The organism is Bradyrhizobium sp. SBR1B (assembly GCF_014198205.1).
Lineage (GTDB): Bacteria > Pseudomonadota > Alphaproteobacteria > Rhizobiales > Xanthobacteraceae > Bradyrhizobium.
On record NZ_JACIHC010000024.1, the window covers coordinates 18,912 to 31,682 of the forward strand.

Genomic DNA, 12,771 nt, shown 5'->3' on the forward strand with positions numbered 1-12,771 from the left:
CTTGATTCGAGCCGTGTTTCATCTCCGGATAGGAAATTGCCGGATTGACGGCAACCCGTCAGGCTTTCCGCAGTTCCCGCAACGGAAGCACTCGTGGCGGCTCGGCAAACACAAAGATTCTTGCGCTAGACCGCCGGCGGATTGCGGTCGGTAAAGGTCGTGCGCTGGTGCCAGTAGGGATAGGGCAGCGTCACGTTGCTCGCGGCGTCGAGCTTGGCGATCTGGTCGTTGGTCAGCGACCAGCCGACCGCGCCGAGATTTTCGCGCAGCTGCGTCTCGTTGCGCGCGCCGATGATCAGCGTCGATACGGTCGGGCGCTGCAGCAGCCAGTTCAGCGCGATCTGCGACACGCTCTTGCCGGTTTCCTTCGCGACCTCGTCGATGGCATCGACGACACGATAGACGTGTTCGTCCGGCACCGGCGGGCCGAACTCGGCGGTCTTGGGCAGGCGGCTCACCTCGGGCTTCGGCTGGCCGCGGCGGATCTTGCCGGTGAGGCGTCCCCATCCGAGCGGCGACCAGACCACGGCACCCAGCCCCTGGTCGAGGCCGAGCGGCATCAGCTCCCATTCGTAATCGCGCCCGATCAGCGAATAATAGGTTTGGTTGGCGACGTAGCGCGGAAAGCCGTGCTTGTCGGCAACGGAGAGCGACTTCATCAGGTGCCAGCCCGAAAAATTCGAAACGCCGACATAGCGGATCTTGCCGGCGCGCACGAGCGTATCGAGGGTCGCGAGCACCTCCTCGGGCGGGGTGAAGGCGTCGAAGCCGTGGAGCTGGAACAGGTCGATGTAGTCGGTGCCGAGCCGGCTCAGCGAACCGTCGATGGCTGCGAGCAGATGCTGCCGTGACGAGCCAATGTCGTTGGGGCCGTCGCCGAAGCGAAACGTGGCCTTGGTCGAGACCAGCACCTTGTCGCGGCGGCCCTTGATGGCCCCGCCGAGAACGCGTTCGGACTCGCCGAGCGAATAGACGTCCGCGGTGTCGAACATCGACACGCCGGCCTCGAGGCAGATGTCCAGCAGGCGCCGCGCCTCGGTCGCGTCGGTCGTGCCCCACGCGGCAAGGCGGCCGACGCCGCCGAACGTGCCGGTGCCAAGGCTCAAAGCGGGCACCATGAGGCCTGACCGGCCCAAGCGTCGGTATTCCATCGATATGCTCCTCGGCTGGCCGCTGATTGATCGTTGTCGCCTTGGCGCTGAGGTTAGCGCAAGCGGGTGCCTTGTCCTATCACGCGCTCACATACCGGCCTTGCTCGGACGCCCTAATCGTGCCGAAGCATGTCGTCGAACGCGGCATCAACGATGTGCGGGCCGACAATCTTCGCCGAAAGTTTCGCCTCGTCCCTTGCCTGGGATGGGAGAGCGCAGCCGAGCTCTCGATTGCGCGTCTGCTGCGGCAGGAGAGTCAAACCCCATCCCACCACGACCAGCACCGCGAGACGGATCGCGATGACGCTCAGTAACAGGTCCGTTCCGCTGATCGTGGTCTGAGTCCTCATGCGTGGCAGCCTGATCCACGCCGCAACGCAAGACAATCTGGAATTGGCGAGCGTTGCCTTCGGCCAGGACGAAGGCTTGTGAAGATGGCTGCTCAGTGCCGCAGCTGGCTCTGCCTGAAATCGCGCGGCGACATCCCGAAGTGCTCGCGGAAGACCCGGCCGAAATGCGAGAGGTCGTTAAAACCCCAGGCGAAGGCGATCTCACTGATGTGGCAATGGACGAGCATGGGCGAGGTGAGGTCGCGCCGGCACTGCGCAAGGCGCTCGGCGAGGACGTAACGTTGGAACGAGGTCTGCTCGTCGGCGAGAAGATCATTCACATAGCGCGGCGAGATGCCGAGCGCGGCGGCGGCCTCCGGCAATGAAAGGTCGGGGTCGGCGAGATGGGCGCGGACATGCGCCTTGAGCCGGTAGATCAGCGCGGAGCGATGGGTCGAGGATGGCAGCGACGTCTTGCCGAGCCGCTCGCTCAGCGCCATCGCGAGCAGGTCGACCGCCTGTTCGGACAGAACGGCGGCGTTGCCAGGGGCGAGCCGGTCGGCGCTCTGGCAAAGCCGGAAGATGAAATCATAGGCGAGCCGCTCGAGCGGTGCCTCAGTGCCGAACGACATCGCCGTCAGCGTCTCCGTGCCGCCGAGCCGGCGCTGCAACATCTCGCGCGGCACCTTGAAGATGGTCTGCGTAAAAGCATCGTTGAACTTCAGCTCATAGGGGCGCGTGGTGTCGTAGAGCGCGAACTCGCCGGGATGAACCACGGTCTCACGGCCGTCCTGCACCACGCCGCCATCGCCGCGATGGCCGAGCGCGACCAGGACGAAATCCTGATCCGAGCGCGCGATGCGGGAGGGCGTGCGGAACACATGCTGGCGGTCGGAGCAGACCTCGGAGCACACCGCCTTGCCGAGCGGGATTTGCGTCACCGAGCCGCGAAAGGCGCTGCCGAGATCGGACTTGCAGTCGAGCCCGACGAAGACGTCGCAGACGATGTCCTGCCAGAGGGCGAGCCGCCGGTAGCCGGGGCTGCCGTCCGTCGTGAACTGGATTGGCATCGGCAGGCCTCCCTTTCACATCCAGCGAAATCGCATGTTGGCGCAGATCCAGCCCGATCCGAGGCAAAACCCGTACCGGGCCGAAATCCTGGCCGGTCGAGTTTTTGTTCCGCCGCGGTCGAGCGGCCGGTTGCCCGCTTTGGCCCAATAGACTGCATCGGAGATGGCTTCCGATCAACCGGCAATGGAGGCGGCAATGGGCATCGAACATCCGAAATACAAGGTGGCGGTGGTGCAGGCGGCGCCGGCCTGGCTCGATCTCGACGCCTCCATCGACAAGTCGATCGCGCTGATCCGGGACGCCGCCGAGAAGGGCGCCAGGCTGATCGCTTTTCCCGAGGCCTTCATCCCCGGTTACCCCTGGCATATCTGGATGGACTCGCCGGCCTGGGCAATCGGCCGCGGCTTCGTGCAGCGCTATTTCGACAACTCGCTGTCCTATGACAGCCCGCAGGCCGAGCGGTTGCGCGATGCCGTACGCAAGGCCAAGCTCACCGCCGTGATCGGCCTGTCCGAACGCGACGGCGGCAGCCTTTATCTCGCGCAATGGCTAATCGGGCCCGACGGCGAGACCATCGCCAAGCGCCGCAAGCTGCGGCCGACCCATGCCGAGCGCACCGTCTATGGCGAGGGCGACGGCAGCGATCTCGCAGTCCACGCGAGGGCCGACATCGGCCGTCTCGGCGCGCTGTGCTGCTGGGAGCATCTGCAGCCGCTGTCCAAATACGCGATGTACGCCCAAAACGAGCAGGTGCACGTCGCGGCCTGGCCGAGCTTCTCGCTCTACGATCCCTTTGCGCCGGCGCTCGGGGCCGAGGTCAACAACGCCGCCTCGCGCGTCTATGCGGTGGAGGGCTCCTGCTTCGTGCTGGCGCCTTGCGCGACGGTCTCGCAGGCCATGATCGACGAGCTCTGCGATCGGCCGGACAAGCATGCGCTGCTGCATGCCGGCGGCGGCTTTGCCGCGATCTACGGTCCCGACGGCAGCCAGATCGGCGACAAGCTGGCGCCGGATCAGGAGGGGCTATTGATCGCCGAGATCGACCTCGGCGCCATCGGCGTTGCCAAGAACGCGGCAGATCCGGCCGGGCATTATTCGCGGCCCGACGTGACGCGGCTGCTCCTGAACAAGAGGCGGTACCAACGCGTCGAGCAATTTGCGTTGCCGGTGGACACCGTCGAGCCCACGGACATTGCTGCGGCAGCGAGCTGATCACCGAGATCGAGAGGAGGGTACGATCATGGAATCCGCAATTCCTCAGCATCTCGAGACCCAGCGCACGCGCCACAAGCGCGTGCCTGATGATTACCAGCCGCCATATCCGTCCTTCGTGGCGCGCTACAAGCCGACCGTGAGCCGCGTCGTGATGGCTTATTTCGGCGTGCAGTATCGCGGCGCGGCGCCGGCGGCCGCAACGGAGGCGCTTGCCGAAATCGCGGGGCGGTTCGCTGCGCAAGGCGGACCCTCCCATTGGGATCGCGCGCGCTATGTCGACCAGGCCGGGCACGAGACCTTCGTCTCGGTCGCCTATTGGGACGACGTTGCGCGCTTCGACGCCTGGTTCGAACCGGCACGCGCGGCATGGACCGGGAGGCGGCGCGAGGGTGTCGGCACCTTCATCGAGGTGCTGCGTCCCATTGTGGCGCGACACGAGACGCTGTTCTCTTCGCCCGACCGGACCGAGGGTGTCGCGGCCATCGCTGGCGGCATGAGCGGCGAGGTGCAGGAGCACGCTTATTGGGGCGGCATGCGCGACCGTATCCCGCTGTCGCAAACCGACGCGATGACGCCCGGCGGCGCGCCGGAGCTGATCCGGGACGGCGCGCGGCTACGCGTGAGGGCGCACGACAATCTCTGCCTGATCAGATCCGGACAGGATTGGAGCGATACCGAGGCATCCGAGCGAAAGCTCTATCTCGACGATGTCGAGCCGGTGCTGCGCGAAGGCATGGATTTCCTGCGCGACGACGGTCTTGCGATCGGCTGCTATGCCAACCGCTACATGCAGGTGCTCCAGGCCGACGGCCGCGTGAGCGAAAAGTCCTACGGCCAGAGCTGGTGGAAGAGCCTGGCGGCGCTCGAACGCTGGGCGGAGTCGCATCCGACCCATGTCAGGATTTTTGGCGCGGCGATGAAATATCTGTCGACGCTCGGGCCGTCAGCCAAGCTGCGGCTCTATCACGAGGTCACGGTGGCGGCCGCCGACGAGCAGTTCTTCGAATATCTGGACTGTCACCCGAAGACCGGGATGCTGGCGGCGATCGAGACGGTCGTCGCTTAGACGACGCAGTGGCCGAGCAGCTCGGGATGTGCGGCGCAGATGTGATGCGCGCCGGCGTCCCTGAGCTCGGTCTCGCTGCCATAGCCATAGAGCACGCCGATCGCGGTCATGCCGTTGGTGCGGGCGCCGATCACATCGTGGCTGCGGTCGCCGATCATGATGGCGCTGCTCGCGTCGACCTTGGTCTCGTCGAGCGCGTAGCGCAGCAGATCGCGCTTGTCAACGCGGGTGCCGTCGAGCTCGGAGCCGAACACACGCTCGAAGTACGGCTTCAGGCCGAAATGATCGACGATGCGGGTGGCGTAGACCGCGGGCTTGCTGGTTGCGACGAACATCCGCGGCGTCGTGGCGGCCACCGCGGCGAGCGTGTCGTGGATGCCCTGGTAGAGCGCATTCTCGAACAGGCCGACCTCGGAAAACCGCTCGCGGTAGAGTAGCAGCGCCCGGTCAGCAAGTTCGTCGGTTCCGACGAGCCTCTTTAGGCTGGCATGCAGCGGCGGCCCAATGCACCAGGTCAGCTCGTCCTGGCTCGGGACCGGCTGGTCGAGTTTTTTCAGGGCATACTGGATCGAACCGGTGATCCCGGGCTTTGGATCGGTGAGTGTGCCGTCGAGATCAAAATAGATTGTCCGCATTTTGGCCGAGCTCAGCGTTGATTGTTCCGGCCGTTGCTAGTTGCCTTGGGGCCCGAGTTCAAGGGCTTGGAGCGAAATGCAGCTTGGTGGGGTCCAGAAGCTGATCTGGCAGTTGCTCGTGGCAGCGTTCGTCTGCACGCCGGCGCTGGCCGAGGACGCACCGGTTCCTCCCACGCAGCTCGGCCCCGAAGCCCCCGCAAAACCGTCGCCATCGCCCGATTCGGCGCGCGAGAGCGACACGCGGGAGTCGATCTGCCTGATCATCGAGGCCGCCGCACGCGATGCCAATCTCCCGCTGGAATTCTTCGCCCGGGTGATCTGGCAGGAAAGCCGCTTCCAGGCCGACGCGGTAGGCCCGACGACACGCAGCGGCGAGCACGCACAGGGGATCGCGCAGTTCATGCCAGGCACCGCGAGCGAGCGCGGTCTGCTTAATCCGTTCAATCCGGTGCAGGCATTGCCGAAGTCGGCAGAGTTTCTGAATGAGCTGCGCAACCAGTTCGGCAATCTCGGCCTTGCGGCCGCTGCCTACAACGCAGGTCCGCGGCGCGTGCAGGAATGGCTCGCCGGCACCGGCGGCATGCCGGAGCAGACCCGCAACTACGTCTACGCGATCACTGGGACGAGCGTCGATGCCTGGGCCAAGGCGGGTGCGACCGGCAAGGGCCCGCCGAGCGCGCCGCCGACCAGCTGTCGCGACCTGATGGCGCTGCTCAAGCGCGCGCCGAATGCTTTCGTCGCCGAGCTCGAGCAGCATGTCGAGCTGGCGGCCGCAAAAGCCTGGGGCGTGCAGCTCGCCGCCGGTTTCGACCGCAACAGGGCGCTGGCGATGTATTCCCGCGCCGTCACGCGGCTCGGCACCGCAATCGGCGACCACGATCCGAGCCTTTTGAGCTCGGTGATGCGCAGCCGCGGCACCCGCGCGTTCTACCAGGTGCGCATCGGTGCCGACACGCGCAGCGAGGCGGATGATCTCTGTAACCGGATCCGGAAGGCCGGCGGGGCGTGCTTCGTGCTGAAGAACAAGGGCGTGAGCGGGTAGCTCCAATCGTCATTCCGGGGTGCCTTCTTGGGCACGAGCCCGGAATGACAGCGGTGCGGTGGGTGTGTCGCGCATGCCAGCCCCGCCGCCTGTTTCCTTGACGCGAGCCGCCGCATCGCCCGTTATGCAAGCACGATTCCTCACCCGGCCAAGACTTCCGTGGCGCTCCCTCCGCTCGATTCACCGCAATGGAATAGTCCCTGGCTTGCTTTCGGCTGGGGGCTGCGCTCGATCACGCAGACGATCCTCACCATCGTGCTGTTCGTGACCTATCTCGGCATCGGTGCGCTGGCCCATGACACCCATTTCAGCCTGGTCTGGGCGCTCGCCTCGACGCTGTTCGTCTGGGCGGGGCCGGCGCAGATCATCCTGATCACCACACTGGGCTCCGGCGCCACCATCATCCAGTCCGCGATCGCGGTGACCGTCAGCGCTATCAGGCTGTTTCCGATGGTGGTCTCGGTCTTGCCGCTGATGCGCACGCCGACGACCAAACGGCGCGAGCTGGTCTTTGCCGCGCATCTCACCGCGGTGACGTTGTGGGTCGAATGCCACCGCTTCCTGCCGCTTGTGCCGCGTGAGCGGCGCATCGCCTTCGTTCACGGGCTCGGCTGTGGCCTCGTCTCGGTGTGCCTCGTCGCCAACACGGTCGGCTATTTCCTCGCCGCTAATCTAACGCAGACTCTTGGCGCGGCGATCCTACTGCTGACGCCGCTGTCCTTCCTGTTCTCGACTGCGCGCAACAGCCGCGAAGTGGCCGATGTCGTCGCGCTCGTGCTGGGCATCTTGCTGTATCCGCTCGCCGCGAAGATGAGCTCCGGCGTCGATATCCTGATCAGCGGGGTGGTGGCCGGCACGATCGCCTATGGCGTGCATTGGTGGCGCGAGGTGCGCGCATGAGCTTTGCGCAAGCGATCGGCGACTGGCACGCGCTGGCGGTGCTGTTCGTCGCCGGCGTCATTCCCAACCAGATATGGCGCATGCTGGGACTGTGGTTCGGCGGCGGCATCGACGAAGGCTCCGAACTGCTGGTCTGGGTGCGGGCGGTCGCCACCGCGATTCTGGCCGGCGTCATCGCCCAGATCGTGGTCGAGCCGCCGGGGGCGCTGGCGAGCGTGCCCGATACCCTACGCTATGGCGCGGTTGGCGCTGGCCTCGTCGTCTTCCTGCTGACCCGCCGCTCGATCTTTGCGGGCGTGGTGACCGGTGAAGTCTTCATGCTGGCCGGCAAGTGGTGGTTGGGCTAAAACCGCCGGCGAACAGTCAAGGAACAGGAAATATGGTTCGCGAACAGGAGCTCCGCGAGGGCGAGGTCGCCATCGAGCTGCCACCGACGCAAGATGCCGGTCTCGTCTTCATCGGGCGTATTCGTACGCCCTGGACCTCGCGGCTGGAGACGCCGCGGCAGGGGCGTCAGGATGGTCCGATCTGCCGGCTCGAGATCTTCGAGCCGTTCGTGCCGGCCATCAAGGGGGTCGATTTCTACAGCAATCTCGAAGTGCTCTACTGGCTCGACCAGTCGCGCCGCGACATCATCCTGCAGAGCCCGAAGAACAACGAAAAGACCCGCGGCACGTTCTCGCTGCGCTCGCCGGTGCGGCCCAATCCGATCGGCACGTCGATCGTGAAGCTGGTCGGCATCGAGGGCAATGCGATCCTGGTGCGCGGTCTCGATTGCATCGACAACACGCCGCTGATCGACATCAAGCCCGACCGCTGCGAGTTCACGCCATTGGCGGCGCCGCAGCCGGGGGATTTCGAGACGGAGTAATCTGTCATTCCGGGGCGTGGCGAAGGCGCGAGCCCGGAATGACAATCAGCTCTTCAACGCCGCGATCAGCTTCGCCGCGTGCTCTTCCAATACCTTGGCGTCTTCCTTGCGGCTGGCGGGCGGCAGCATCGCCACGCCGTCGTGGCGCGGCATCACGTGCATGTGCAGGTGAAACACCACTTGTCCGCCGGCGGGCTCGTTGAACTGCTGGATGGTGATGCCGTCGGCCTTGAACGCCTTCATTGCAGCCGCCGCGATTTTGTGCGCGCCGCGGGCGACGTGGGCGTAATCGTCAGGCTTGATGTCGAGGATGTTGCGGGCGGGGGCCTTCGGGATCACCAGCGTGTGGCCAGGCACGCGCGGCATGATGTCGAGGAACGCGAAGACGTGCTCGTCCTCATAGACCTTGGAGCAGGGCAGCTCGCCGCGCAGGATCTTGGCGAAGATATTGTTGGTGTCGTAGGCGGTCATGGCGGCTCCCCAAGAACTTTGCGCTTGGAATTTTGCGCTTACTGTCACCAGCCGCGGCAAATCGTCAAGGCGCCTCGTCGGCGCCTTTCCGGAACGGGCCGAGACCGGCAAGCTCCCGTCCGGCCTCTGCGACGTACGCGCGCTCGCGCTTGAGGTAATCATCGATCGCGCGGCGCAGGCCGGGATCGGCGATGAAGTGCGCGGAATGGGTGGTGCGCGGCAGGTAGCCGCGCGCGATCTTGTGCTCGCCTTGCGCGCCGGCCTCGACATGGGTGAGGCCGCGTTTGATCGCGAAATCGATCGCCTGGTAATAGCAGACCTCGAAATGCAGGAACGAATGATGCTCGACCGCGCCCCAGTTGCGGCCGAACAGCGTGTCCGAGCCGATGAAGTTGATCGCGCCCGCGATCCAGCGATCGTTGCGGCGGACCATCACCAGCAGCACGTCCTCGCTCATGGTCTCGCCGATCAGCGAGAAGAACTCGCGCGTCAGATAGGGACGGCCCCATTTGCGCGACCCGGTCTCCATGTAGAACATGAAGAACGCATCCCAGGCGTCCTCGGTGATGTCCTTGCCGGTGAGCCAGTGGATCGTGATCCCGGCGGGAAGCGCGTCGCGCCGCTCGCGCTTGATCGACTTGCGGTGGCGCGAGTTCAGCGTCGCCAGGAAGTCGTCGAAGCCAGTAAAGCCCTCATTGTGCCAGTGGAACTGCTGGTCCGTGCGCTGCAGGAATCCATGCTCGGCGAGCAGCTTCCACTCGGCCTCCTGTGCGAAGGTGACGTGGACGGAGGAGGCCTTGCTGACGCCGCAGAGCGCCACCAGCCCGCTCGCCAGTGCGTCCATGATGCGCTCGTGATCGACGCCGTCACGGACCAGCAGGCGCGGGCCTGTGGCCGGCGTGAAGGGAACCGAGACCTGCAGCTTCGGATAGTAGCGCCCGCCGGCGCGCTCATAGGCGTCCGCCCAGCCGCGGTCGAACACGTACTCGCCTTGCGAATGCGATTTCAGATAGCAGGGCACGACACCGGCGACGCGGCCGTCGACCTTGGCCACGAGATGCCGCGGTCCCCAGCCGGTGCGGATTGTCGCCGAACCGGATTTCTCGACGGCGGACAGAAAGGCGTGCGAGACGAAAGGGTTATAGGCGGGTTTTAAAAGGCCGAGGGAGTCGCCTGGAAGTCCAGATGAGGTTCCCGCGCCAAGCCCGTTGCAGGCCTTTTCGTTAAGAGCCTTTTCGTTAAGAGCCTTGCCGGGATTGGCACAGGCGTCCCAGTCCTCCGGGGATACCTCACCAATCGAAGGTACGGCCTCGAGCGTGATTTCGGATGATGCCATTGTTGCCCAAGATCGTGCATTGCAGCAGCGACTTCAAGGGGGCGGGAGCGCAGCTCTCGTGCCCCGGACGCAGCGTAGCGCTCCGGCGATGCGAGGCATCGTCCGCGCTGCAGAGCCGGGCCCATCTCACCGCGTAGCGTGCCGCCTTCTGGGTCCCGGCTCTGCGCCGCAACGCCAAAGCGTTGCAGCTTGTCCGGGACACGAGACCATTCCTACGGCACGAACCCCTCAAAGATCATCTGATCGGCATGTTGCCCGACCCGTGTCCGCTGCTCCGGGGTGCGGACGGTCCAGCCGAGCAGGGCGCAGCCGAAGACGTTGCGGGCGATCCAGGGAGCGGGGGCCGGGAGGTCGTCGACCCTGAAGGCAACGAAGTGGGGCTGGGTCTGAAAGCCGTGGCGCAGATACAGCATGCTGTCGCGCTGTTCCTGCGTGAGCTTGGCCCAATAGTCGTCCTCATAGGTCCGCTGCGCGACGATGCCGCGCGGGCGGGAGGGCAACAGCTTGCGCAGTGCCAGCACCTGGTCGGGATCGAACGACATGCCGACGGCGGGGCCGTCATAGGACGCCAGCACCTCGGCCATCCGCTTCACCAGCTTGCGGTCGCCGCCAAAATGGCTCTTCACCTCGATCACCAGCGGGACCCGGCCGGCGACCATGGCGCAGAGGTCGGACAGCGACATCATTCGCTCGTCCGTGTCCTTGAATTTGACAGCCTTCAGCTCCGCCGCGGTCTTCGACACGACCTCGCCGGTGGCCTCGGTGAGGCGGCCGAGCGCATGGTCGTGATGCACCATGGCCTCGCCGTCGGCCGAGAGCTGGATATCGACCTCGATCGAAAAATTGCCCGATATCGCAGCCTGCACCGCGCCGGGCATGTTCTCGACAACGCCGCGGGAAATGTCATGCAGGCCGCGATGAGCGACCGGCCGGGCTGTCAGCCAATCAGGAGCGCGCATGCGCGTCAGGCGACCTCGAACACGCCATCGACCTCGACCGCCGCGTCTGCCGGCAAAGAGGCGACGCCGACGGTGGTGCGGGCATGGCGGCCCTTGTCACCGAAGGCGGCGACCATCAGGTCGGAGGCGCCGTTGAGCACCTTCGGCCCATCCAGAAAATCGGGGGCCGAGTTGATGAAGCCGCCGAGGCGCACCACGCGCACCACCTTGTCGAGGTCGCCGAGCGCCGCCTTGACCTGGGCCAGCAAATTGACCGCGCAGCCGCGGGCCGCCGCCGCGCCGTCTTCGATCGAGACGCCGGCGCCCAACTTGCCCTTGGCGATCAGCTTGCCGGCGGGGTCGAAGCAGACCTGGCCGGAGACGAACAGCAAATTACCGGTGCGCACGAACGGGACGTAATTGGCCACAGGGGTAGGGGCCTCGTGCAGCTTGATGCCCTGTTCCGCCAGCTTTTGCTCGACCGTGCCCGCCATGTTCGACCTCGTTGTCCAGAAATTCCATTCGCCCCGGCGCATCCGTGGGAGGCCGGCCGCGCCCTGTTTCGCCCATCGTGCCGCCACATGCAAGCAAACCGCAGCAGGCTGCCTTTGCCGAGGCGAGGCCGCAGGTTCAACGGCAGGGCCGCAACTTTACGTGAAACGGCCTCAGTTGCGACGCAATGGAACGGTCATTAAAATGTCGAATCTGCGCATCCCAAGGACGCGCCCCCAAGGAACAGACATGGTGCACCTTTTCCGGACTTCGCTCGGTGTAATGGCGCTCGCGGCGGCCAGTTTCGGACTTGGCGATTTAGGCCTTGGCGACGCCGCGCAGGCCGCCAATGGTCCGTTCCTCGCGCACCAGGCCCTCTACGACTTGAGCCTGGTGAAATCGCGCTCCAATTCGGTGAGCAGCGCGCGGGGCCGAATTCTCTACAACTTCACCGGAAGCTCGTGCGAGGGCTACACCTCTGAATTCCGCCAGGTGTCCGAGCTCGACAGCGGCGAGGGTAAGGTCACGCTGAGCGACCTCCGCTCCAACTCGTGGGAAGATGCCGGGGGGAAAAGCTACCGCTTCAAGATCGAGACCCGCATGAACGAGGCCGATGCCGGCCGCGTCGACGGCTCGGCCGAGCGCGACGGCGACCACATCAACGTCAAGCTGAAGCTGCCGGCGCCCAAGAACTTCACGCTCGACGGCAAGATCGTGTTCCCGACCGAGCAGATCCAGCGCATCATCGCCGCCGCCAAGGATGGCAAGCCGCTGCTCGAGCTCTCCGTCTATGACGGCTCCGACGACGGCCAGAAGGTCTACAACACGCTGACCGTGATCGGCCAGCCGATCCCCGCCGACCGCGCCGCCGCGCCGGATCCGTCGACCTCCGACGAGCACATGAAATCGCTCAAGCGCTGGCCCGTTACGGTCAGCTATTTCGACCGTGAGGCCCAGCAGAAAGAGGGCGAGCAGACGCCGGTCTATGCGATGGCGTTCGAGCTCTACGAAAACGGCGTCTCGCGCCAGCTCGTGCTCGATTACAACGACTTTGTCATTTCCGGCGCGATGGGCAAGTTCGACGTCAAGGACAGCAAGCCCTGTAATTGAGGGATTGTTGCTACAGCTGCGTACCGCGCACACCATCACCGTCACCCTGAGGTGGCCGCTTCTTCAGCGGCCCTCGAAGGGCGACGGCCCGGCCGTATCAGCGGGGCCGTGCATCCTTCGAGGCTTCCCATACGCCGCTTCGCG

15 protein-coding genes are annotated in these 12,771 nt (G+C 65.4%); 7 read left to right on the forward strand and 8 right to left on the reverse strand.

Features of this window, described 5'->3' with window-relative positions:
- Positions 1–125 precede the first annotated feature (125 nt).
- From GGD61_RS35730 to GGD61_RS35740, 3 genes are all read right to left on the reverse strand, one after another.
- The gene (locus tag GGD61_RS35730; protein ID WP_183232094.1) at positions 126–1,151 is read right to left on the reverse strand and encodes an aldo/keto reductase; all 1,026 of its coding nucleotides are present in this window, start codon (positions 1,149–1,151) and stop codon (positions 126–128) included.
- 113 nt (positions 1,152–1,264) lie between these two features.
- A complete protein-coding gene (locus GGD61_RS35735; protein ID WP_183232095.1) occupies positions 1,265–1,501 on the reverse strand; it encodes a hypothetical protein in 237 nt (78 codons plus the stop codon).
- A gap of 92 nt (positions 1,502–1,593) precedes the next feature.
- Positions 1,594–2,550: a helix-turn-helix domain-containing protein gene (locus GGD61_RS35740; RefSeq protein ID WP_183232096.1), complete on the reverse strand. Its 957-nt coding sequence runs from the start codon at positions 2,548–2,550 to the stop codon at positions 1,594–1,596.
- Between the two features lie 196 nt (positions 2,551–2,746).
- On the opposite strand from GGD61_RS35740, the gene GGD61_RS35745 reads away from it, so the two are divergent.
- On the forward strand, positions 2,747–3,763 hold the full coding sequence (locus GGD61_RS35745) for a carbon-nitrogen hydrolase family protein (protein WP_092257802.1): 1,017 nt from the start codon (positions 2,747–2,749) through the stop codon (positions 3,761–3,763).
- A 28-nt stretch (positions 3,764–3,791) separates the two neighbouring features.
- Positions 3,792–4,832, forward strand: coding sequence for a phenylacetaldoxime dehydratase family protein (locus tag GGD61_RS35750; RefSeq protein ID WP_092257685.1), 1,041 nt, complete (start codon positions 3,792–3,794; stop codon positions 4,830–4,832).
- Here GGD61_RS35750 and GGD61_RS35755 read toward each other — a convergent pair.
- Positions 4,829–5,467 (reverse strand): HAD family hydrolase, encoded by a 639-nt coding sequence (locus GGD61_RS35755; RefSeq protein WP_092257682.1) that lies wholly within the window; start codon positions 5,465–5,467, stop codon positions 4,829–4,831. The two genes, GGD61_RS35750 and GGD61_RS35755, sit on opposite strands and share 4 nt — an antisense overlap.
- A gap of 76 nt (positions 5,468–5,543) precedes the next feature.
- On the opposite strand from GGD61_RS35755, the gene GGD61_RS35760 reads away from it, so the two are divergent.
- The 4 genes from GGD61_RS35760 to tsaA all read left to right on the forward strand — a co-directional run bounded on the left by GGD61_RS35760 (position 5,544) and on the right by tsaA (position 8,280).
- Positions 5,544–6,509, forward strand: coding sequence for a lytic transglycosylase domain-containing protein (locus GGD61_RS35760; protein ID WP_092257679.1), 966 nt, complete (start codon positions 5,544–5,546; stop codon positions 6,507–6,509).
- 159 nt (positions 6,510–6,668) lie between these two features.
- Positions 6,669–7,409 (forward strand): AzlC family ABC transporter permease, encoded by a 741-nt coding sequence (locus GGD61_RS35765; RefSeq protein WP_018321136.1) that lies wholly within the window; start codon positions 6,669–6,671, stop codon positions 7,407–7,409.
- A complete protein-coding gene (locus GGD61_RS35770; RefSeq protein ID WP_018321135.1) occupies positions 7,406–7,756 on the forward strand; it encodes an AzlD domain-containing protein in 351 nt (116 codons plus the stop codon). The genes GGD61_RS35765 and GGD61_RS35770 overlap by 4 nt, the downstream gene beginning before the upstream one ends.
- Before the next feature lie 32 nt (positions 7,757–7,788).
- Positions 7,789–8,280, forward strand: coding sequence for a tRNA (N6-threonylcarbamoyladenosine(37)-N6)-methyltransferase TrmO (gene tsaA / locus GGD61_RS35775; protein WP_018321134.1), 492 nt, complete (start codon positions 7,789–7,791; stop codon positions 8,278–8,280).
- Between the two features lie 45 nt (positions 8,281–8,325).
- Here the strand turns inward: tsaA and GGD61_RS35780 are convergent, their stop codons facing one another.
- The 4 genes from GGD61_RS35780 to GGD61_RS35795 all read right to left on the reverse strand — a co-directional run bounded on the left by GGD61_RS35780 (position 8,326) and on the right by GGD61_RS35795 (position 11,519).
- A complete protein-coding gene (locus tag GGD61_RS35780; RefSeq protein WP_092257674.1) occupies positions 8,326–8,751 on the reverse strand; it encodes an HIT domain-containing protein in 426 nt (141 codons plus the stop codon).
- Positions 8,752–8,815: 64 nt separating this feature from the next.
- Positions 8,816–10,087 carry a GNAT family N-acetyltransferase gene (locus GGD61_RS35785; RefSeq protein ID WP_183232097.1) on the reverse strand — a complete coding sequence of 424 codons (1,272 nt, stop codon included), beginning with the start codon at positions 10,085–10,087 and terminating at the stop codon, positions 8,816–8,818.
- A 212-nt stretch (positions 10,088–10,299) separates the two neighbouring features.
- On the reverse strand, positions 10,300–11,046 hold the full coding sequence (locus GGD61_RS35790; RefSeq protein WP_183232098.1) for a glycerophosphodiester phosphodiesterase: 747 nt from the start codon (positions 11,044–11,046) through the stop codon (positions 10,300–10,302).
- 5 nt (positions 11,047–11,051) lie between these two features.
- Complete coding sequence (locus GGD61_RS35795; protein ID WP_018321130.1) at positions 11,052–11,519, reverse strand: RidA family protein; 468 nt, start codon at positions 11,517–11,519, stop codon at positions 11,052–11,054.
- Between the two features lie 247 nt (positions 11,520–11,766).
- Here GGD61_RS35795 and GGD61_RS35800 point away from each other — a divergent pair, with 247 nt between their 5' ends.
- Entirely contained in the window at positions 11,767–12,627 is an 861-nt protein-coding gene (locus GGD61_RS35800; protein WP_183232099.1) for a cell envelope integrity EipB family protein, read from the forward strand.
- The last annotated feature ends 144 nt before the right edge of the window (positions 12,628–12,771 follow it).

Excerpts from the sequence above, each read along its gene's own strand:
- GGD61_RS35730 (WP_183232094.1), bottom strand. The coding sequence starts at position 1,151 with ATGGAATACCGACGCTTGGGCCGGTCAGGCCTCATGGTGCCCGCTTTG.
- GGD61_RS35735 (WP_183232095.1), bottom strand. The coding sequence starts at position 1,501 with ATGAGGACTCAGACCACGATCAGCGGAACGGACCTGTTACTGAGCGTC.
- GGD61_RS35740 (WP_183232096.1), bottom strand. The coding sequence starts at position 2,550 with ATGCCAATCCAGTTCACGACGGACGGCAGCCCCGGCTACCGGCGGCTC.
- GGD61_RS35745 (WP_092257802.1), top strand. The coding sequence starts at position 2,747 with ATGGGCATCGAACATCCGAAATACAAGGTGGCGGTGGTGCAGGCGGCG.
- GGD61_RS35750 (WP_092257685.1), top strand. The coding sequence starts at position 3,792 with ATGGAATCCGCAATTCCTCAGCATCTCGAGACCCAGCGCACGCGCCAC.
- GGD61_RS35755 (WP_092257682.1), bottom strand. The coding sequence starts at position 5,467 with ATGCGGACAATCTATTTTGATCTCGACGGCACACTCACCGATCCAAAG.
- GGD61_RS35760 (WP_092257679.1), top strand. The coding sequence starts at position 5,544 with ATGCAGCTTGGTGGGGTCCAGAAGCTGATCTGGCAGTTGCTCGTGGCA.
- GGD61_RS35770 (WP_018321135.1), top strand. The coding sequence starts at position 7,406 with ATGAGCTTTGCGCAAGCGATCGGCGACTGGCACGCGCTGGCGGTGCTG.
- tsaA (WP_018321134.1), top strand. The coding sequence starts at position 7,789 with ATGGTTCGCGAACAGGAGCTCCGCGAGGGCGAGGTCGCCATCGAGCTG.
- GGD61_RS35780 (WP_092257674.1), bottom strand. The coding sequence starts at position 8,751 with ATGACCGCCTACGACACCAACAATATCTTCGCCAAGATCCTGCGCGGC.
- GGD61_RS35785 (WP_183232097.1), bottom strand. The coding sequence starts at position 10,087 with ATGGCATCATCCGAAATCACGCTCGAGGCCGTACCTTCGATTGGTGAG.
- GGD61_RS35790 (WP_183232098.1), bottom strand. The coding sequence starts at position 11,046 with ATGCGCGCTCCTGATTGGCTGACAGCCCGGCCGGTCGCTCATCGCGGC.
- GGD61_RS35795 (WP_018321130.1), bottom strand. The coding sequence starts at position 11,519 with ATGGCGGGCACGGTCGAGCAAAAGCTGGCGGAACAGGGCATCAAGCTG.
- GGD61_RS35800 (WP_183232099.1), top strand. The coding sequence starts at position 11,767 with ATGGTGCACCTTTTCCGGACTTCGCTCGGTGTAATGGCGCTCGCGGCG.